Below are 20,605 nucleotides of genomic sequence, written 5' to 3' on the forward strand. Positions count from 1 at the left end.
AGCAGACAGCCCGCGCGCCGCTGAGCGCTGACGGCCGTCAAAAAAGCAGGCAAAAATAGCGCGCCGCGTGAGTGATCAAGCGGCGCGTTGTCATTTCCAGGATAATCACGGCGCACCACCGCCTAACCGATTCACTCGCGATTCATTCGATGACGACATTCCCCACCCTCGACGCGTGGCTCACGCACCTTGAATCCGCGCATCCGGTCGGCATCGACATGGGTTTAGGCCGCATCTCGCAGGTACGCGACGCGATGCAGTTGTCGTTTGCGTGCCCGATCATCACGGTCGGCGGCACGAACGGCAAGGGCTCCACGTGCGCGATTCTCGAATCGATTCTGCTGCGCGCTGGCTTTACGGTGGGCTGCCACACGTCGCCGCATCTGCTGACGTTCAACGAACGCGCGCGCGTGAACGGCGAAATGGCGACCGACGCCGAACTGCTGACGCACTTCGAAGCCGTCGAAACCGCGCGCCTGAGTCTCGCCGAGTCCGTCACGCTGACCTACTTCGAATTCACGACGCTGGCGATCATGAGCCTGTTCGCGTCGCGCGGCTTCGACGCGGTGATCTTCGAAGTCGGCCTGGGCGGCCGTCTCGACGCGGTCAATATTCTTGATACCGACTGCGCAATCATTACCAGCATCGACATTGATCACACGGAATATCTCGGCGATACGCGCGAGAAGATCGGCTTCGAAAAGGCTGGTATTTTCCGTCCGGGCAAGCCGGCAATTTGCGCCGACCCGGTGCCGCCGCAGTCGCTGATCGATCATGCTGAGAAGATCGGCGCGGAACTGTGGCTCTTCGGTCGCGATTTCCGCTACGAAGGGCAGGCGGGCAGCGAGCGTCAGCAGTGGAGTTACGTCGGTCCGACCATGCGGCGTTCGTCGCTCGCCTATCCGGCGTTGCGCGGCGCGAACCAGTTGATCAATACGTCGGCGGCGCTGGCTGGACTCGAAGCACTGCGTGACCGTTTGCCGGTGTCGGCCCAGGACATCCGCCTGGGCCTCGCCAACGTCGAGCTGCCGGGCCGTTTCCAGGTGTTGCCCGGCAAGCCGGCTATCGTGCTGGACGTCGGCCACAACCCGCACGCGGCCGCCGTGCTGACGCAGAACCTCGGCAACATGGGTTTTTTCCCGTACACGTACGCGGTATTCGGTGCGATGCGCGACAAGGATATCGCCGGCGTATTGGCGCATCTGAAGGGCGAAATCGACCATTGGTGCGTGACCGATTTGCCGCTCGCGCGGGCCGCTACGGCTGAACAGCTCGAAGCGGCGCTACGCGAGCAGGGCGTGGACGAAGCCGCCGACAGCAGCGTCACGCGCTACGCCACACCAGCCGATGCGTACCAAGACGCGCTAAAACGGGCGTCAGAGAATGATAGAATCGTGGTTTTCGGCAGTTTCTATACGGTAGCCGGCGTGATGGCCTACCGTAAATCGCAGCAACACTGAACGGGCGCCAGGCTCGAACCAAGCGATTCATGGGAATTTTCTCGTTCGGCAAGAAAGACGACGCGCCCACCCGGCGCGGCGCAAATACCAGTTCCACCCGGGCCGCCCGTGGCGAGCGCGTGGAGCGGCGAACCCGCCGCACGGAGCGCCCCGTCGACGCCATGCTGCTCGACCCTACGTTGCCGGAAAAGCAGCGTGCGCGGCGCCGCCTCGTCGGTGCGATCGCGCTGGTCGTCGCGGCGGTCGTCATCCTGCCCATGGTGCTGGACTCGCATCCCAAGCCGGTCACCGACGACATCGCGATCGACATCCCCAACCGTCCCGCGCCGAAGCTCGCCAAGGCTGACGAAGACACGCAGGCCGGCGTAGCACCCGACAATCCCACGCCTGACGCGGCACTCGCCGCTTCGGGTCTTGCGCCGACAACGGCCGCGAAGCAAGGCCAGTCCGGCAGCACCCAAGCGCAAAGCTCGAGCGCAGGCACAAACACAAACGCGGCGACAAGCGCTGCGGCGCCCGCAGCCAAGCCGGCGGCGAAATCGCAGGCACCGGCCGTCGCGGCGAACACCGCACCGGCCACGCCGACAGCGCCCGCAAAGCCAGCCAAACCGCCGGTCACGCACAACGCCGCGGCCACACCGGCCCCGAGCGCAACCGACGACACGAACACCACCGCCGCCAGCGCGGACGCGAATTCCGGCACGCCGGCCTCGCCGCCGGGCAGCCGTTTCGCGGTTCAACTGGGCGCATTCGCCAACGACGCCAACGCGCGAAATTGGGCGGCCAAGTTGAAAGCGGCGGGAGTGCCCGCATATACCGAACATCGAAAGCAGGCTGACGGCTCCACGCTCACGCTGTTGCGGGCTGGCCCGTTTGCCGATCGCGCCGCGGCCAGCGCCGCGATTGCGAAAGTTCGCGAGGCCGGCTTGACGTCGGGCGCGAACAGCGGCACGGCACAGTAAGCGAGCGATGTTCACCGCCTTCGACTACGCTGTAATGGCGGTGATCGGTTTGTCGGCCTTGCGCGGCACATGGCGCGGGTTTTTGTCCGAGATATTCGGGTTGATCGGCTGGATCGCGGCGTTTTTCATTGCGTGCCGCTTTGTCGGTTATGTCGTGCCGTTTATCCCGTCCACGTGGCCGGGTGGCGCGTTGACCCAGTGGCTGCTGGCCTTTGCGCTGGTGGTGATCGGTGTGGTGCTGGTGGCGAGCGTGCTGAATGCCCTCCTGAGCCGCATCGTGCAGGCAACCGGCTTGAGCGGTGTGGACCGCTCGCTCGGTTTGATGTTCGGCCTCGTGCGCGGGGTCATTCTGGTGCTGATTCTGGTCGCCCTCGCTGGCTTGACCGAACTGCCCCAACAGGAATTCTGGCGCAACGCCTTGCTGCGGCCCTATGCGGTCGAGGGCGTGCACGTAATGAAACCGCTGCTTCCCGAGACGCTTGCTGCCTACGTCCGCGTGTGACGATCAGGCGAGTGTTTCAAGGGACGCGGCAGGACTCCGGCGCAAACCGGTTGCCGCTAAGTACCAGCAGGTCACAGCGCGTACGCAGGCACCGGCCGCCACGACGAATTTCGTACCTTTGAAGGACATGCCATGTGCGGCATCGTAGGCGTAGTTTCCCATTCCCCGGTCAATCAGCTGATCTATGACAGCCTGCTGCTTCTGCAGCATCGCGGTCAGGATGCCGCCGGCATCGCAACCGCGAACGGCAGCAATTTCCACATGCACAAGGCCAACGGCATGGTGCGCGACGTGTTCCGCACGCGCAACATGCGCAGCCTGCCCGGCACGACCGGGATCGGTCAGGTGCGTTACCCGACGGCCGGTTCCGCGTCGAGCGAAGAAGAAGCCCAGCCGTTCTACGTGAACGCGCCGTTCGGCATCATCCTCGCGCATAACGGCAATCTGACCAATTGGCAGCAACTGAAAGACGAGATGTTCCGCGTCGATCGCCGCCACATCAATACGAATTCCGACACCGAGGTCATGCTCAACGTGCTCGCGCACGAATTGCAGCTGTCCAGCTCGGGCCTGCAACTCGATCCGGCCGCGCTGTTCAAGGCGGTGTCGGGCGTGCATCGCCGGGTGCGGGGTTCGTACGCGATCGTGTCGCTGATCGCCGGTTACGGGCTGCTGGGTTTCCGCGACCCGTTCGGTATCCGTCCGCTGTGCCTCGGCAAGCAGGAAACGCCGGAAGGCGTCGAGTGGATCCTGGCGTCGGAATCGGTGGCGATTGAAGGTATCGGGTTCGAATTCGTGCGCGATATCGCGCCGGGCGAGGCGATTTTCATCGATATCGAAGGCAATCTGCATTCGCAGCAATGTGCGACGAATCCTAGCCTGAACCCCTGCATTTTCGAACTCGTGTACCTCGCGCGTCCGGACTCGGTGCTCGACGGCGTGCCGGTCTACAACGTGCGTCTGCGCATGGGCGACTACCTCGCCGAGAAGATCAAGCGCGAATTGCCCGACGTGCCGATCGACGTGGTGATGCCGATTCCCGATTCGTCGCGTCCGGCTGCCATGCAGGTCGCGAAGAAACTGGGTGTGGAGTATCGCGAAGGCTTTTTCAAGAACCGTTATGTCGGCCGCACCTTCATCATGCCGGGTCAGGCGGTGCGCAAGAAGTCGGTGCGCCAGAAGCTGAACGCCATGGGCATCGAGTTCAAGGGCAAGAACGTGCTGATCGTCGACGACTCGATCGTGCGCGGCACCACCTCGCACGAAATCGTGCAGATGGCGCGCGACGCCGGCGCGAACAAGGTGATCTTCGCTTCGGCGGCGCCGCCGGTGAAGTTCCCGAACGTCTACGGTATCGACATGCCGACGCGCGGTGAGCTCGTCGCTCACGGCCGCACGGACGACGAAGTCGCGCGCATGATCGGCGCGGACCATCTCGTGTATCAGGACGTCGACGCACTGAAGCAGGCCGTGCGCGACATCAACCCGGCGCTGCGGGAATTCGAAGCGTCGTGTTTTGACGGCAACTACGTGACCGGCGACATCACCACCGAGTATCTGGACCGCATCGAAAGGGCGCGTCTGGCGCCGTCCTCGCAATCCGATCGCGACGCCGCGAGCGACGCGATCGACGGTGGCGCGCCGGCGCGTTCGCAATTGCACCTGCAGTTGTCGGTGGGCTGAAGGTAGCCCGCGAGCCTGACGTGAACGTGAAACTGAACGACAGCGCTCATGGCGTGGCGCGCTGCACGCCACGCCGCGAGCGTGTTAGGATCATGGCTTGCGTCGATTTGATCTCAGCTTGCGGACGCGGGGTAACCCGAAACAGCTAAAGCGAAAGGTGGGAAACGCCGCATTCATCCGCCTCCGCTCCAGCTTTCCCCGCACATGAAGCCCGCTTATGCCGACGCAAAAGCGGGCTTTTTTGTTGCTGCCGTTTGGCGTTGCGCTCTCTTTTCACACGAGGCGCGCCGAACGCAGCCATGGAACATTGGAAACCAGAACCAACATGGACGACTCCCTGAACTTCGACACGCTGGCAGTCCGCTCGGGCACGGCGCGCAGCGACTTCAACGAACATTCGGAAGCGATTTTCCTGACCTCGAGCTTTGTGTTCGCGAGCGCCGCGGACGCCGCCGAGAAATTCAGGAATTCCGAAGACAACTACACCTATTCGCGCTTCACGAACCCGACGGTCACGATGTTCCAGGACCGCCTGGCCGCGCTCGAAGGCGGCGAAGCCTGCATGGCGACGGCGTCCGGCATGGCCGCGATCATGTCCGTGGTGATGTGCGCGCTGCAGGCTGGCGACCACCTGGTGAGCTCGCAGGCGCTGTTCGGCTCGACGCTCGGCATGTTCTCGCAGATCTTCACCAAGTTCGGCATTACGACCACGTTCGTCGACCCGACCGATCTGGACGCGTGGAAAAACGCCGTGAGTCCCGAGACGAAGATGTTCTTCCTCGAAACGCCGTCGAATCCGCTGACGGAAGTGTCCGACATCGAAGCGATCAGCAAGATCGCCAAGGCCGCGAACGCGCTATTCGTGGTGGACAACTGCTTCTGCAGCCCGGCGTTGCAACAGCCGCTGAAGCTCGGCGCGGATGTGGTGATGCATTCGGCCACCAAGTTCCTTGACGGTCAGGGGCGCGTGTTGGGCGGCGCGCTGGTCGGCTCGAAGCAGTTCATCATGGAAAAGGTGTTCCCGTTCGTGCGTAGCACCGGGCCGACCCTGTCCGCGTTCAACGCATGGGTGCTGCTCAAGGGCATGGAAACGCTGTCGCTGCGCGTCGACAAGCAGTCGGCGAATGCGCTGGAAATCGCGCGCTGGCTGGAGACGCATCCGGCCGTGAATCGCGTGTTCTATCCGGGGCTGGAATCGCATCCGCAGCACGCGCTGGCCATGCGTCAGCAGAAGGCGGGCGGCGCGATTCTGTCGTTCGAACTGAAGGGCGACACGCCGGAGCAGATGCGCGCGAATGCATGGCGTGTGATCGATAGCACGAAGATCTGTTCGATCACCGGCAATCTTGGCGATACACGGACCACGATCACGCATCCGGCAACCACCACGCATGGTCGCGTGACGCCGGAAGCGCGCGCGGCAGCAGGCATTAGCGAAGGCTTGATCCGGCTGGCGGTGGGTCTGGAAAACGCCGCGGATATTCGCGGCGATCTGGAACGCGGTCTGGCGGGTTAAGCGGGATTTAAAGCAGGCAATGCGGGCCGCGAACTCAACGCGGCTCGCGCGGCAATGCTCAGTGGCGCAGCGCGCGCCATTGGCCAGGCGCTAGTCCGAAACGCCGCGTGAATGCGTGCGTGAAAGCGCTCTGATCGCCGAAGCCGATATCCAACGCGATATCGGTCAATGAGCGACGCGGATCCGCGAGCAACGTGAGCGACGTATCGAGCCGCAAGCGCTGCAAATAGCGATGCGGCGTCTCACCGAACGCGTCGATAAAAAGCTGATGAAAGCGCCGCATGCCAAAACCGCAATGCGCGGCGAGGTCGGCAATGCGCAGCGGTTCCGACAAATGCGCGCGCAACCAACGGTCGATACGCGTGAAGTCGAGACCCGCGCCAGGCGCGAGCGCACCTGCCGTGGTGCCGGAGTCGGCCACCAACGCAGCGCCCAAACGGGCTGCTGCATCCCAATGAAAACGACGGGCGTCCAGATCGTCGCTCTGAGCGCCGCCGGTAGCGTGCGCTGCAATCCGATGCACGAGCTGCGTTAGCGACGCATCGACCGTCACGGCCCGCGCGCGGTCGAACAAGCGCTCCGGCACGGCCAGCGACGTAGCCGGCAGATCCAGCACCAACTGCCGGTTCTCGCCGATACCCGCGTAGTCGTGCCGCGCACCCGCCGGAATGAGCCACGCGGAGCCGGCGTCGATCTGTTGCGCGACGCCGTTCACCGCCATCACCATCGCGCCGTCCAGGCCGAGCACGACCTGATGAAAGTCATGCACGTCCGACGCTTCGACCGCGCCGTAACGGCGCAGCGAAACGCAAGGGATGGTGGCGGTAGCGTGGTTCATCGTTAAAGCGCGGTCACCGGCAAACAGGCCGGCAACTTGAGACGCAAAAAACTTAGACGCCGAGCAATTCGACTTCGAACACGAGCGTCGCGTTCGGCGGAATCACGCCGCCCGCGCCACGCACGCCGTAGCCGAGTTGCGGCGGAATCGTCAGCTTGCGCGTGCCGCCGACCTTCATGCCTTGCACGCCTTCGTCCCAACCCTTGATGACCATGCCGCCGCCCAGCACGAATGCGAACGGGTCGTTGCGGTCCTTGCTCGAGTCGAACTTCTGACCATCGGTCAGCCAGCCGGTGTAGTGCACGCTGACGCTCTTGCCGGCAACCGCTTCGGCGCCGGTGCCTTCCACGATGTCTTCGTACTTCAGGCCGGATTCGGTAGTGACAGTCGACATGTAACGCTCCTCAGTTCAAAAACGTAAAAACCGACATTGTAGGCGTGTTGGCGATGCATCGCCGAGGATTGCCGCGTGGCACGCGGATTGCGTGGAAATTGGCCGTCCGGCCAGGCGGGTCGCGCCGGATGCCATGCCTATAATGGGGCTTCTTTCAATCATCATGCACTGCCTGAGAGGGCTCGATCGTGACAACGTCTTCAACCGGAACCACCGGCGCGCAGCCGGCGCCTTCCGGCTTCGCCGTCTCCGAGCGTACCGCGCATCTTTGCGCCGAAACCGCGCTGTTCATGCGTGACCACGTGCTGTCGCTGGTGTCGCACGATTTGCGCGGTCCGCTGAACGCGATCCATAGCTGGGCTTACGTGCTCGAGCGCAAGCTCGACGCGAACGACCCCAACGCGCAGCGCGCCGTCACCGGCATTCGCAATGGCGTGGACCAGCAGGTGAAGCTGCTCGAAACGATCGTGGATGCCACGCGCGCCGAAACCAGGTCGCTGGCGCTCGCGTATGCGTCGTTCCCGCTGCATCCGTTGCTCGACGAAACTGTCGAAGACGTGCGCACGGGTTTGGCTCGCTCGCGCCAGGTCGAGATCGCGCTCGACTCGCAACTCGGCACCGAGCAACTCAACGGAGACCGCGCACGCCTCGTCGCCGCGCTGTGGCTGATGCTGACGTTCACCGTCGAAGCCAGCACCGAAGGCGCTACCGTCACGCTGGCCACGCGCGCGGACGCGACCGCATGGCATGCCACCGTCACCTACGACAGCAACCTCGCCGCGTTGAGCGATCCGGCCGTGCCGCATCTGCTCGAAGCGTTCGCTCGCAAGCAGGCCGGCGAGCCGCGCGAAGCCAAACGCATTGCGTGGGTGTTCGCACTGTGCAAGCGCGTCGCGGAAGCGCATGGCGGCAGTTTCGAGCAGATCGACGCCAGCGAGAGCGAAGCGGCCAGACTTGCACTACGCATACCGCTGAGTGCGACCGTGCCGAAGTGAGCGCTTCACATCGGCACACGGTTGCGCGCGCTTAACGGCGATCAACGGCGTTTGACTTTTCACCGAGCTTTCACCCTCTATACTGACAACTTTTGTTGCCGGAGCCCTTCGCTTTGATCCAGGTTGTCGCCCTCATTGGCGCGTTGTTTCTCGTTGCCCTCAACGGTTTCTTTGTTGCGGCTGAATTCGGTCTGGTCAAACTGCGGGCCACGCGCGTGCAGAGTCTCGCCGCGAAACACGGCATGCGCGGCCGTTTGCTGGCCAAGGTGCACGGACGTCTCGACGCTTACCTCTCCGCCTGTCAGCTCGGCATTACGCTGGCGTCGCTCGGTCTCGGCTGGATCGGCGAGCCCGCGTTCGCGCAACTACTCACGCCGGTTTTCAATCTGCTCGGCGTGGAGTCGGAGAAGCTGATCCACGGCGTTTCGCTGTTCTTCGCGTTTTCGTGTATTTCGTTCCTGCATATCGTGGTGGGCGAACTGGCGCCGAAGTCGCTGGCCATCCGCGAGGCGGAGAAGGTGTCGCTGTGGGCCGCCACGCCGCTGTACGGCTTCTACTGGGCCATGTATCCGTTCATCTGGGTGCTCAATTCGAGCGCCAATGCGGTGCTGAAGCTGGCCGGTCTTGACGCCGACCACGGCCACGACTCCCACTATTCGACGGATGAACTCAAGCTGATCCTGCGCGGTCGCCGCGCCAATGTGGCGAGCGAGTTGGGCGCGGCGGACGGCGGCGCGTACAGCCAGGACGAATGGAACACGATCGCGCATTCGCTGGATTTTTCGCGCATGACCGTGTCGGACCTCATGCGTCCTGGCTATGAAATGGTTGGCTTGCGGCGCGATCTGCCGTTGCGCGACAACATGCAGGTGGTGGCGCGGCATCGCTTCAGCCGCTATCCGCTGTTCGAAGACGCAGCGGGTGAACGCGTGGCCGGCATGATCCACTTGAAAGATCTGCTGCTGGCGCGCCACGCGGGCAGCACGCTCGAGGATCTGTCGAAATACGCGCGGCCCGTGCAGTACGTGAAGCCCGACATGCCCGCGCTGGAACTGTTTCGCCGCTTCCGCAAAGGCGCGCCGCATTTCGCGCTGGTCGGCCACAAAAACGCGAAACCGATCGGCTTCCTCACGCTCGACAATCTGCTCGGCGCGCTGGTCGGTCAGATTCATGACGAATTCCGTCAGGGCGACGCCGACTGGACGCGCATGGACGACGGCACCTTGATGGGCAAGGGCAGCTTGCCGGTGGTGTCGCTGGAGCGCGCGTTGGGTATCGATATCGACGAGGGCAAGGCCGAATCGGTTGGCGGTCTGGTGATTCAGGCGCTCAACGATCTGCCTACCGAAGGCCAGCGCGTGGAATTCGACCGCTTCGACGTGGTCGTCAAGAAGATGAAAGGGCCGCGCATCGTGCTCGTGCGCGTGTACCCGAAGACCTTCGACGATGAAGGCGGCTGAAAGCCTTTTCCACTGAATTCGGTAAAGCGCAGGGCTCCGCTGCTCGCGTAGAATTGTCGTCCACATCGAGGGGGCGACATGGGGTACCTGCTGGTTCTGTGCGTGGGCTTGCTGGCGGGCACGCTGAGCGGTGTGATCGGCACCGGTTCGTCCATGCTGCTGATGCCCGTGCTCGTGATGCTCTACGGTCCGCAACAGGCGGTGCCGATCATGGCGATCGCCGCGATCATGGGCAACTTCGGCAAGGTGCTCGCGTGGTGGCGCGAGATCGATTGGCGTGCTTGCGGGGCCTACTGCGTGACGGCCGTGCCGGGCGCGGCGCTCGGTGTGCGGACGCTGCTGGCACTGCCGCCGCACGCGGTTGAAATCGCGCTGGGGCTGTTCTTTGTCGCGATGGTGCCCACGCGTCGCTGGCTCACGCGGCGGGCCGTCAAATTCTCTCTGTGGCACCTTTCGCTGATCGGCGGCGTGGTGGGTTTTCTCACCGGCATCGTGGTGTCGACCGGGCCGATTACCGTGCCCGTGTTCATGTCTTACGGCCTCGTCAAAGGCGCGTTTCTCGCAACGGAAGCAGCCGGCTCATTGACCGTGTATGCCGCGAAAGTCGCGGTGTTCAATCACTTCGGCGCGTTGCCTTTGCGCGTGGTGATCGACGGTCTGATCACCGGTTCTGCGTTGATGACCGGTTCGTTCGCGGCACGCAGCATCGTGGTGCGGATGAGTCCCGCCACCTTCAAGCTGGTGGTCGACGGTTTGATGTTGTCGTCGGGGTTGTCGTTGCTGTGGGCGGCAGGGCGCTAAAACACGGCGGCGTTAGGCCACACCGATCACCCCACCGAAACCTGAAACACGCGCCGGTAATTCCCACCCAAAATCGCGCTGACTTCTTCCTGCGTAAACCCGGCGACCCGCAACGCGCTCGCCAGATCGGGCAGCTGTTCATAGCTGCGAAACACCGGCGGCGAGATAAACCCGAGCATGTCGCTTCCTAGTCCGACATGCTCCACGCCGACCACATCCGCCATGCGCTTGATGCCTTCGGCCATCGCGTGGATATCCTTGAACGACCCTGAACTCGGCCACACGCCGATCACGCCACCCGTGCCGGCAATCACGCGCGCATGGTCCGGCGTGATGAGCCGGCTGCGCGACGAAGGATGCGTGGCCAACGCCGAATGCGACAGCACGAGCGGCTTGGTGGACGTATCGGCGGCGCGCTTAACCAGGTCGTAAGTGCCGTGCGCGACATCCACGACGATGCCCAGCGCATTGCAACGCCGCACCACTTCCGCGCCGGTATCGGTCAGCCCGCCATGCACCGGCGGCTCGGTCTGAATATCGCCAAGCTCGTTCACGCGATAGTGCGTGAGCTGCAAATGCCGCAACTGATGCTGCGCATACGCCTCGTCGACGCGATCCACCTGACCTTCGAGAAAATCCCCGCCCTCGGCGGAGATGATCGCGCACGGTCCGAGCGAGCCCTTCGCCGCGAGCGACGCCGCATTCGTCACCACCTGCATCTGCTCACGCTCGATCAATTGATGCGCGCGCTGGAATTCGGCTTGACCGAGGGCATACAACTCGCCCGGCTGCGGATCGCGCCACGCTTCGAAGCGCTTGCGGTTTTCCGCGACGCGCGTGACCGTCGTATCCGTGACGATCGCAAGGCAGATCACGTTCATGCCGCCTTTGCGCATCGGCGCGGCGAGCGGCAGAAACGGCCGACGCGCACCGATCGCCGGATCGCGCGACACGGTCACGCGCCCGGCGTGGCTGTGCATGTCGATGGTGAGCGTGCTGGACGGCGCTTGCCACGAAGGCGCGCTGTGACTGCCGCTGTCTGCCTGCGCGACCGGGTCGTCTTGCGCGTGGTGGGGATCGGTATAGCCCGCGAAACGGCCAGGCGCACACGCCGCGAGTCCGAGCGCCGCGCCGGAGGAAAGAAACGCGCGCCGGCTGAAGGTGCGCGACGCAGAAGGCAAGCGATCGAGCGCGCTCGCTTCGACCAATCGATAACGCCAACCCGCGGGGTCGTCGACCAGACGCAGCAGCCGCCCGCGTAACGTCAGCGCTTCGGCTTGCGGCGCGAGCGGCGCTGCCGTGTAGACCTCGATCGACGCCGCCGGATTGCGCGGCACACAACCCCCGCAGCAGGGTTCATCGGCGCAGAGCAGAAAGTAATCGACCGATTCGGCTTGCGGATCCAGCGGAATCATCCAACCCGTGATGTCGACAGTCGTGTCATGCAGCGTGTCGGCGTTGCCATCGCGAATCGTCGGCCAGTCGAGGGTCATCGGCATTCCTGTTGGGGCGATTTATTTGCGAGCCGATCCGCTCCGGCTTTTATCGGGCGTCAGCGTACCGACCATGCTTTCAACGAGCTTCAACGCTTCGGCCTTCAGCGCGACTGGGTCGTCCGCGTTGTCGAGCAACTGCGCCGCTTCGCACACCATGCTGCCGATCATGCGCGCGGCAAGGTAAGCGTTCGCGCGGGCCTTTTCATTATGACCTGCCGGACCGACCAGCGCGTCGATCAGCAGCCCATAAACGTGCGCTTCTTCGATCTCGCGGCAGCGCGCCGTGCCGAGCACGGCGGGCGCAGTTTCGATCACGAGTTGCCGATAAGCGGGCTCGCAACAGACTTCCAGAAACTCGCGAATGCCCGCGCTAATGCGCTTCGCCTTTGGCGCGGCCCGGGCAGCGGCCTGCACTTTGGCGGCGGCCTGCTCCTGCAATGCGCCCACCAGCGCATCGAAGAGTTCGGCTTTATCGGCGAAGTGGTGATAGAACGCGCCGCGAGTCACGCGTGCGCTGCGTGCGATGGCCTCGATGCCGACCTGCTGATAACCCTGCGACGCGAATAGTTCGCCGGCGGCGCTAATCAACGCCTGACGCGTGGCGTCCGCGTATTCCTCGCGGCGGGATTTGGGAGGGACACCTGCGCTCGGCATAGGACGGTTTTTTATCGCTTGATTTTTCACATTCTGATTGTAGTATACATACACGTTGTATGTGAAAGTCTTGATGTATGTAGAATTTGACTTTGCTTGCAGCGTGGAAAGACGGACGCACAACCCGTAGGTAGGCAATCCCATCAGGAGCAGACCCGAAATGACTCAGGCAGAGCAATACCTTTCACCCACTGAAGAGCAGCTTTCCAATGCGCGCATCGCCGTGCAACGGTTCGCCGCGGAATGGCAAAACCCGGTCGCGGATAACTTGAGAAGTTTGATGCACGAGGACACGCGTAACCTGATTCCGCCCATGACGGAACCGGCCGATCGGGAAGGCGTGGTCGAGCATTTTCGCCAGGTGCTGACGCAACTGCCGGACTTGAAAGTCGATGTCTTACAGTGGGCGCCGACCGGCGACGCCGTGATGATCGAATGGCAGGCGTCGGCCACCGTCGCAGGCCAGCCGCTGAGTTGGCAGGGCGTCGACCGTTTCAACCTGCGCGGCGACCGGATGTACAAGGGGCAGGTGTATTGGGACACGCGACGTGTCGCCGAGCAGGTGGCCGAAGCGGTCAAGCGCGCTCAGCAGAAAGGCTAGGCAGGTTAAGAAGGCATCGCGTTGAATGACGCCAGTAAGTCACTAAGCCAGTAAGCCAGCAAAAAAGGCGGTTAAAGCTCGCACGCTTTAGCCGCCTTTCATTCGCCAGGAGAAACAGACGCGATCAACTGCGCGGCACGCCATCCTCCACCAGCACCGCGATCGGCATCGCGCCGAGCGCGTCGCGCACATACAGCAAGCCGTGCTCATCGACCTTCGGCGCTGCGGGGCTCAGCCAATCGAACAACGCTCGCGCCGACAGATCGGACGGCATTTCAATCGCCGTGTCCGCCCACTTTTGCGGATCGACCATCGGCAGATCGCTTGCGTCATCGCTATCGAGCAAGCCGGAAGCCAACCGGCTCGCGATCACCACCGCCCAGGCGTTGCCATGCCGTCGCGCGAACGCAATCACATTCGCGGCATGCGCGCCGCGCACGGTAAGCGGCAAATACTCGCTCTGACTCAGCAACTCCGGCAAATGCGTGCGCAACGCCAGCACGCGTTGCACGACCGCGAGCTTCACGCGTCCGTCGCGCCAGGTCGGCAGGAAATCCGACGGCGGCGTCTGCACGAGCCACGCTTCACGCTGAGCGAAATCCACCGGCCGGCGATTGTCCGGATCGACCAGACTAAAGTCCCACAACTCGGTGCCCTGATACAGATCGGGAATGCCCGGCGACGCCAGCCGCAACACCGTCTGTTGCAGACTATTGAGCGCACCGGCGCGGCCAATCCGCGCGACGAACGCCGATAGTTCCTTCAGAAAGCCGTCGCGTCGCTGCGGCGCGAGGATATCGAACAGGAAATCGCGGCAGCCGGCTTCATACGCTTCGTCAGGCGCGAGCCAGTTGGTTTGCAGCTTCGCTTCGCGCAGCGCCTTCAACTGCCATTGCGCGACGCGTTCGGCCAGTTCCTTGACGCCCGCTGCGTCGTCCGGTTTCAACTCCGGCGGCCAGCAACCGACCAGCGTCTGATACAGCATCGCTTCGGCGGCGGGGCCCGGCGCCCAGTCGCAGCGCGTGTCCTGACCGACGCTGCTGATCGGCTTGCCGTCGAGCGCACGGCGATGCGGCGCGTTCAACGTCGACCACGCGCGCAAGGTCGCGCTCCAGTCCGCCGCGATTTCGCTCAACACCGCGAGACGGGCGCGCACGTCTTCGCCGCGTTTGTGATCGTGCGTGGCGGTGGCGAGCAACGCGTGAGGAAAGCGCTGCGCGCGTTCCAGATTAGCGGCATGAAACTGCTCGACCGACAGCGCGAATTCACCCGGGTCCGCGCCGACTTCGTTACGCGATAACAACCGGCCGTAGCGATAGCACGCCGTGTCTTCGACCGCCTTCGCGGCGACCGGCGCGGTCAATTGCGAAAACAGCGTTTGCGCGGTGCGCCGCGCCGAACCGGCGTGGCTGGGCGGCGCGTTGTTCTGACCTGGCTGCGGCGGCGCGCCGGGGCGTCCGCTTGGCGCTTCTTCCGCACTACCGCCGAGCCACGCGTTCACGCGATCGAGCACGACGAGGTCCGCGCGCGACAGCGATTGTTTTGCGCCTTCGAGCGCCTGGTCGAAATAGACGTTGTCGGCAGTGCTGCGCAAGCCGTTCTGCGGATAGACGCGATACACCGGAAAATGCACGACCAGTTCGGTCAGCACACGCCGCAGCGAGGTGAACGCGAAATCACGCGTGGTCAGCGAATCTCGTGCGATGCGATGCAACGCGCGCGCTGCCCGATCCAGTTCCGCCGACAGGTTCTCCGCGAGAATCTTGCGGCGCGCGATCAACGCTTCGTCCGCGAAACGCGGGCTGCGGCCGGTGAGTTCGGCCCATGTCTGCGCAAGCGGTTCCGCGCCGGCGGGATCGTGCAGCAACGCGCCTACGTCGTTCATGAAGTCGTAGCCGGTCGTGCCGTCCACGGGCCAATCGTCGCGCAGCGGTTCGCCACGGCCGAGAATTTTCTCGACGACCACATACGGCGCGGTGTCGCGCAATTCCGTGAGACGCTGCCGCAACCGCTGCGCGTATTCGCGCGGCTCGGCGAGCCCGTCGACGTGATCGATCCGCAGCCCGTCCACCACGCCTTCCTGGTAGAGACGGAAAATCAGCGCATGCACCGCGTCGAACACTTCGGGCCGCTCCACGCGCACGCCGGCGAGTGTGGAGATGTCGAAGAAGCGCCGCCAGTTGACTTCGTCGGACGCGGTGCGCCACCACGCAAGCCGGAAATGCTGCCGCTCGATCAGCCGATGCAGGCGGTCACGCGTCACCGGATCGCCAGGTGCGTACGCTTCCAGCGCGGCATCGATCGCCGCACTGCCTTGCTGCGCGACGAACTCGCGCAACATCTCGCGCCCTTCGGCGGCACGCGGATGATCGGTGGGTTGCGTCGTCAGCCCGTTGAAGCGTTCGGCGAGCGCGTTGAGGTCGGCGCGCTCCGCGCCTTGCAGGATCGACGCGTAATCGATCGGGCACACGGGGAACACATGCGGACCGTAGCCGATATAAAAGCGCCCACTGTCCGCATCAAAAAGCAGCGCGATGCGGCCCGCCGCGAGCTCTTCGCCATACTGCGCGCCGAGCGTCGGCGCCAGCACCTTGCCGCGCAACGCCGGATCCGGCGAATGCCAGTCGACGTCGAAATGACGCGCGTAAGCGCTGTGCCGGCCCCATTCGAGAATATCGAGCCACCACGCGTTGCTGGCGCCGCCCACGCCCATATGGTTCGGCACCATATCGACAAGCAGCCCCATGTTGTGCGCGCGCAGCTTGTCGACGAGACGTTTGAGCCCCGCCTCGCCGCCGCATTCGGCGCTGACCCGGGTGTAGTCGACGGTGTCGTAGCCGTGCATCGATCCGGGCTCGGCCGTGGTGATCGGCGACGCGTACACGTGGCTGATGCCGAGCGCGGCGAAATAGTCGACGTGCTTCGCGGCGTCGTCGAAGGTGAAGCCTCGGTGAAACTGGAGGCGAAGCGTGGAGCGCGGGACAGTCATGGCGTATCAGGCTCCGCGGAAGCGTTGGAAGAAGGAGCGGCAGCGCGCGCGGCGCGGCGTTCGCGATCGACGGCGAGCAGGCGGTCGCAGAAGACGTCGTCCTTGAACAGTTCGTCGATCGGCAGATTCACGCGACGACGCCAGTTCGGGTGCTCGTCGATCGAGCCGGGCAAGTTCGGCTGCTCGACTTGCCCGAGCAGGTCTTCGAGCGGAAACGTCACCAGCGGACCCGGTGTAGCGCAGACGAACGCGAGCGCTTCATCCACCGGCGCATCGTCGGGCGGCGGCGCTTCTACACCGTGCGCGGCCACGCCGGCCGACTGGAACGCGCGCCACATGTTGGCGCGGTCGTGCGCGCGTTCTTCCTGCGCGAGCTGTACCGGATCGCGGCCGTCGGCGCGCGCCATTGTCTGGCCGATCCGGTTGCGCCACACAATGTCGCTGCCGCGCCACCAGCCGGCCACGGTCGGCAGATCGTGGGTGGTGGTGGTGCCGACGGCATTACGGTCCCACTCGTGCGGCGGCTTGAAACCTTTGCCGCCGTGCGCGCCCTCGAACCACAACACGCGAATGCCGGCGAGTCCGTGCTCGTCGAGTCGCTCGCGAAAACCGGGCGGCACGGTGCCGAGATCTTCGCCGATCACGATCGAGCGAAACCGCCACGATTCGAGCGCGATCAAGCGCAGCAGGTCTTCGAGCGGGTAGCGCAGATACGCACCGTTGCGCGCGCTTTCGCCTTCGGGCACGAGCCACAGCCGACGCAACCCGAGAATGTGATCGATCCGGATGCCGCCGGCATGCGCGAACGCCGCGCGCAACATGTCGATGAACGCGGAGAAGCCCTGCGTGCGCATGGCGCGTGGCGAGAAGGTGGTGAGGCCCCATGCCTGGCCGGCCTGGTTGAAGAGGTCCGGCGGCGCGCCGACCGATACGCCCTGCAGCATGTCGTCGCGATACGACCAGGCGTGACTGCCGGCGCTATCGCAGCCCACCGCGAGATCGGCGATCAGGCCGACGGCCATGCCGGCATCGCGTGCGGCGTGTTGGGCGTGCGATAAACCCTTGGCGGCCAGCCATTGCAAAAACAGATGGAAATCGACTTCGTGTCGATGAGCTTCGGCGAAGGCTTCAACCTCGGCGCTGCGCGGATCGCGCAATGCTTCCGGCCAGTTGCGCCAATGACCGTTGCCGCCTTCCTGCGAGAGTTGCGCGGCTTGCAGCGCTTCGAAACGCGCATGGTCTTCGAGCGCGCGGCCGGCGCGTTCGCAGAAGCCGTGGAATTCCAACGCGCGCGGTGTCTCGTGCGCGCGGTCCTGCTCGCAGAAGTGCTCGTACAGCGAGCGCAGCACCTTCAGCTTCAAGACGACGGCGTTCGGCCAGTCGATCAGCGGCAAGTCTTCCAACGCCGACCAGCTCTGCGTGCCTTGCGCGGCTTCGAGCGCGCTGCGTGCCGCGTCCGCGCCGAACACGGCGGCGGGATCGATATGCGTGACGTTCAACCACAAGCGTGACGACGGCGAATACGGACTGAAGCGATTCGGTTCCGCGCTGAACATCGCGTGAGTCGGGCTGACGGCGAGCGCGTGCGCGCCGCGCCGCGCGCTTTCGATGGCGAGTTGCGCCAGCGCCGAATAATCGCCGATGCCGCCGTCGCCGACGCGACGCAAGCCGTACAGTTGCGCGGCAATGCCCCACAAAGGCGGCGCGTGTGCGGCGGTGGTGTTGGCTTTGTCGCTGTCGTCGCTGTCGTTCAGCGTGCGCCACGCATCCGCCACCGTGTAGCAACGTGCGGGCGCCACCGCCAGCGTCATCCGTTGCTCGTTGAGCACGAGCGTGTGATAGCCGGGTTCGTCGATGGGCGCGAGCAGCGCTTCCTCGCCTTTAGGCGCCGTAAAGCGCCCGTCGATGATCGAGCCGCTTTCGAGTTCGATCCGATAGTGACTGCCCGAGCGGATCGCCGCGGCGGGCAGCGCGATGCCGCGTCCCACTTCGGCGGTCATCAGCGGCGGCAATTTGCGGCCCGACAATTCGGCTTCGAGCGCGGCGGCGCTTTGGCGGATTTGCGTCGCGTTGCCGCACGGCAAGCCCATGCGGTCGAGCAGCACGGCCAGCGTGCTTTCCGGCACATGTTGGGTCGTGTGGTGCGCGTCCTGCCACTCCACCTCGAAACCGGCGCGCGTGGCGAGGGTGACGATCGTATCGTTGCGTCGAGTGCTCACGCGTGGCGCTCCTGTTGGCTTGCAATGCGGGCGTCGTGGCCGGTTGCATAGTCGCAGACGTCACCGGTCAGCCACGCAACGAAGGTATTCGACGGCAACACCTTGGTGTCGATCTGTTCACGCACGCGCGGCGGCGTTTCGAAAACGATCTTGCCGGGCGGCACTTCGCTGAACGCCACGCTGTCTTTCGATAAATTCAGCGCGATCGACAAGGTCTCGCCGTCGCACAGTTTCCAGCGTGCCACCAGCGCATTGGCGTCGCCGCCGTTCGCGCCGCTCAGCACGGTCGCGCCGAGCGCCTTGCCATGTTTCAGGCGCGGCGTGATCAGCTTGGCACGCACGGCCAGCGCGGATTTGTAGAAGTGCATCCAGTCGAGCCGGTCTTTCGCATCGCCGCTGCCTGGCGCGGAAGACGACGCATCGGGCGCGGGCGGCGAAGAAGCCGCGAACGTTTTCGCATCGTTCGGATCGGGAATCTGCGCGCGCCGCTTTTCGTCGCTGAACGCGGAAAAACGCGCGAATTCGCGGCGGCGTCCTTCGCGTACCGCATCGGCGAGGTCGCCGGTGTAGTCGGTGAAAAACAGGAACGGTTGCGTCGAACCGTATTCCTCGTCCATGAACAGCAAGGGAATCTGCGGCGACAGCAGCAGCAAACCGGTGGCGGCGCGCAATGCGTCGTCCGAGGTCAGTTTGCGCAGACGCTCGCCGAAGGCGCGGTTACCGATCTGATCGTGGTTCTGCAGAAACATCACGAACGACGTGGGCGGCAAATGCCCGCTCGATTCGCCACGCGGCTTGCCGTCGTGAATCGGCGAAGGATCGCCCTGATACGCGAAGCCTTCCGACAACACCCGCACAAGCCGGCGAATCGGCTGGTCTTCATACGCGTGGTAATAGCCTTCCGTTTCGCCGGTCAGCAGCACGTGCAGCGTGTTGTGCGCGTCGTCGTTCCATTGCGCGTCGAAATGCGCTTCGAGCAGCGTCGCGCTGTTGTGCTCGTTCTCCAGCACCAGATGCACATAGCGACCGTGCTGCACTTTGGCGCGAATATGGTCGGACAATTCGCGCAGCCACGAATGGTTGTCGATTGCATGCACCGCGTCGAAACGCAGCCCGTCGATACGATATTCGTTGAGCCAGTAGATGGCGTTATCGGTAAAGAAATCGCTCACTTCGCTGCGCTCGAAATCGATAGCCGGTCCCCAAGGCGTATGCGTACCTTCGCGGAAAAACGAGCGCGCGTATTGATGCAGATAGTTGCCGTCCGGGCCGAAGTGGTTATAGACCACGTCGAGAAACACCATCAGGCCGAGACCGTGGGCGGCGTCCACCAGCGCCTTGAGTTCCTCGGGACGGCCGTACGCGGAATCGGGGGCATACGGCAGCACGCCGTCATAGCCCCAGTTGTGCCGGCCGGGAAAGTCGTTCAACGGCATCAACTCGATGGCCGTCACGCCGAGCGCGGCCAGCGCCGGCAGACGCTGCTGCACGCCCGCATAGCCGCCCATCGCGCCCACATGCAGTTCGTACAGCACGGTCTCTTCCCAGGGCCGTCCATGCCAGTGCGTGTACTCCCAACGGTACGCGCGCGGGTCGATGACTTCGCTCGGGCCGTGCACGTCTTGCGGCTGAAAGCGCGACGCCGGATCGGGCACGGCGTGCTCACCGTCGAGCCGGAAGCGATACAGCGTGCCCGCGCCGCTCTCCACGGTCGCTTCAAACCAGCCGTTGCCGGTGGCCGTCATGGCGTGCGCGCCTTGCGCGGGGCCGTTTTCGACGTCGACGTGAACGTGTTCGCACGACGGCGCCCAGAACCGGAAGCGTGTGCGCGGCTTGGGCCCCGCGGCGCCCAGCAACTGGGCGCCGAACGGCAGGCAATGCGCGTGATGATGCGCGTGAGGATCAATCGGACTTTGGGACATGATTCTTCACCATTCGAATGTACTGTCGAGCCGCGTTTCACGCGTGAATCGCGTTGGCAATCTCACGCGCTACAACCCGGCCGCTCTGCATGCGGTTCATCCCGCGACGTTGT

General features: G+C 64.2%; 16 protein-coding genes. 9 read left to right on the forward strand and 7 right to left on the reverse strand.

The features are described from left to right. Positions 1–149 precede the first annotated feature (149 nt). From folC to GGD40_RS29405, 5 genes are all read left to right on the forward strand, one after another. Entirely contained in the window at positions 150–1,460 is a 1,311-nt protein-coding gene (folC, locus tag GGD40_RS29385) for a bifunctional tetrahydrofolate synthase/dihydrofolate synthase (RefSeq protein WP_179746017.1), read from the forward strand. 29 nt (positions 1,461–1,489) lie between these two features. Continuing rightward, a complete protein-coding gene (locus GGD40_RS29390; RefSeq protein ID WP_179746018.1) occupies positions 1,490–2,422 on the forward strand; it encodes an SPOR domain-containing protein in 933 nt (310 codons plus the stop codon). 7 nt (positions 2,423–2,429) lie between these two features. Then, the gene (locus GGD40_RS29395) at positions 2,430–2,924 is read left to right on the forward strand and encodes a CvpA family protein (protein WP_035561040.1); all 495 of its coding nucleotides are present in this window, start codon (positions 2,430–2,432) and stop codon (positions 2,922–2,924) included. Between the two features lie 132 nt (positions 2,925–3,056). Next, entirely contained in the window at positions 3,057–4,607 is a 1,551-nt protein-coding gene (gene purF, locus GGD40_RS29400; RefSeq protein WP_035561042.1) for an amidophosphoribosyltransferase, read from the forward strand. 325 nt (positions 4,608–4,932) lie between these two features. Beyond that, a complete protein-coding gene (locus tag GGD40_RS29405) occupies positions 4,933–6,123 on the forward strand; it encodes an O-succinylhomoserine sulfhydrylase (RefSeq protein WP_179746019.1) in 1,191 nt (396 codons plus the stop codon). A gap of 58 nt (positions 6,124–6,181) precedes the next feature. Here GGD40_RS29405 and GGD40_RS29410 read toward each other — a convergent pair whose 3' ends face one another. Together GGD40_RS29410 and GGD40_RS29415 are read right to left on the reverse strand one after the other, a co-directional pair. Next, on the reverse strand, positions 6,182–6,961 hold the full coding sequence (locus GGD40_RS29410; RefSeq protein WP_035561045.1) for an AraC family transcriptional regulator: 780 nt from the start codon (positions 6,959–6,961) through the stop codon (positions 6,182–6,184). Between the two features lie 52 nt (positions 6,962–7,013). Further along, a complete protein-coding gene (locus tag GGD40_RS29415; protein ID WP_035561048.1) occupies positions 7,014–7,355 on the reverse strand; it encodes an FKBP-type peptidyl-prolyl cis-trans isomerase in 342 nt (113 codons plus the stop codon). A gap of 188 nt (positions 7,356–7,543) precedes the next feature. Here GGD40_RS29415 and GGD40_RS29420 point away from each other — a divergent pair, with 188 nt between their 5' ends. The 3 genes from GGD40_RS29420 (at position 7,544) to GGD40_RS29430 (ending at position 10,611) form a co-directional block, all read left to right on the forward strand. After that, positions 7,544–8,350: a sensor histidine kinase gene (locus GGD40_RS29420; protein ID WP_179746020.1), complete on the forward strand. Its 807-nt coding sequence runs from the start codon at positions 7,544–7,546 to the stop codon at positions 8,348–8,350. A 113-nt stretch (positions 8,351–8,463) separates the two neighbouring features. Beyond that, positions 8,464–9,810 carry a hemolysin family protein gene (locus tag GGD40_RS29425; RefSeq protein ID WP_179746021.1) on the forward strand — a complete coding sequence of 449 codons (1,347 nt, stop codon included), beginning with the start codon at positions 8,464–8,466 and terminating at the stop codon, positions 9,808–9,810. 78 nt (positions 9,811–9,888) lie between these two features. Continuing rightward, the gene (locus GGD40_RS29430; RefSeq protein WP_179746022.1) at positions 9,889–10,611 is read left to right on the forward strand and encodes a sulfite exporter TauE/SafE family protein; all 723 of its coding nucleotides are present in this window, start codon (positions 9,889–9,891) and stop codon (positions 10,609–10,611) included. 26 nt (positions 10,612–10,637) lie between these two features. Here GGD40_RS29430 and GGD40_RS29435 read toward each other — a convergent pair whose 3' ends face one another. Both GGD40_RS29435 and GGD40_RS29440 read right to left on the reverse strand, forming a co-directional pair. After that, complete coding sequence (locus tag GGD40_RS29435) at positions 10,638–12,104, reverse strand: dipeptidase (protein WP_179746023.1); 1,467 nt, start codon at positions 12,102–12,104, stop codon at positions 10,638–10,640. 21 nt (positions 12,105–12,125) lie between these two features. Beyond that, complete coding sequence (locus GGD40_RS29440; protein WP_179746024.1) at positions 12,126–12,761, reverse strand: TetR/AcrR family transcriptional regulator; 636 nt, start codon at positions 12,759–12,761, stop codon at positions 12,126–12,128. A 160-nt stretch (positions 12,762–12,921) separates the two neighbouring features. On the opposite strand from GGD40_RS29440, the gene GGD40_RS29445 reads away from it, so the two are divergent. Then, positions 12,922–13,362, forward strand: coding sequence for a nuclear transport factor 2 family protein (locus GGD40_RS29445; RefSeq protein ID WP_179710937.1), 441 nt, complete (start codon positions 12,922–12,924; stop codon positions 13,360–13,362). Positions 13,363–13,486: 124 nt separating this feature from the next. Here GGD40_RS29445 and treY read toward each other — a convergent pair whose 3' ends face one another. The 3 genes from treY to treZ are packed head-to-tail and all read right to left on the reverse strand — an operon-like array spanning position 13,487 to position 20,492. Further along, the gene (gene treY / locus GGD40_RS29450) at positions 13,487–16,351 is read right to left on the reverse strand and encodes a malto-oligosyltrehalose synthase (protein ID WP_179746025.1); all 2,865 of its coding nucleotides are present in this window, start codon (positions 16,349–16,351) and stop codon (positions 13,487–13,489) included. Beyond that, positions 16,348–18,570, reverse strand: a complete 2,223-nt coding sequence (malQ, locus tag GGD40_RS29455; RefSeq protein WP_179746026.1) for a 4-alpha-glucanotransferase — start codon at positions 18,568–18,570, stop codon at positions 16,348–16,350. The genes treY and malQ overlap by 4 nt, the downstream gene beginning before the upstream one ends. Further along, positions 18,567–20,492 carry a malto-oligosyltrehalose trehalohydrolase gene (gene treZ, locus GGD40_RS29460; RefSeq protein WP_179746027.1) on the reverse strand — a complete coding sequence of 642 codons (1,926 nt, stop codon included), beginning with the start codon at positions 20,490–20,492 and terminating at the stop codon, positions 18,567–18,569. Before treZ ends, malQ begins: the two co-directional genes overlap by 4 nt. Positions 20,493–20,605: the final 113 nt, after the last annotated feature.

The sequence above is a fragment of the Paraburkholderia bryophila genome (assembly GCF_013409255.1).
In the GTDB taxonomy this organism is placed as follows: Bacteria; Pseudomonadota; Gammaproteobacteria; order Burkholderiales; family Burkholderiaceae; genus Paraburkholderia.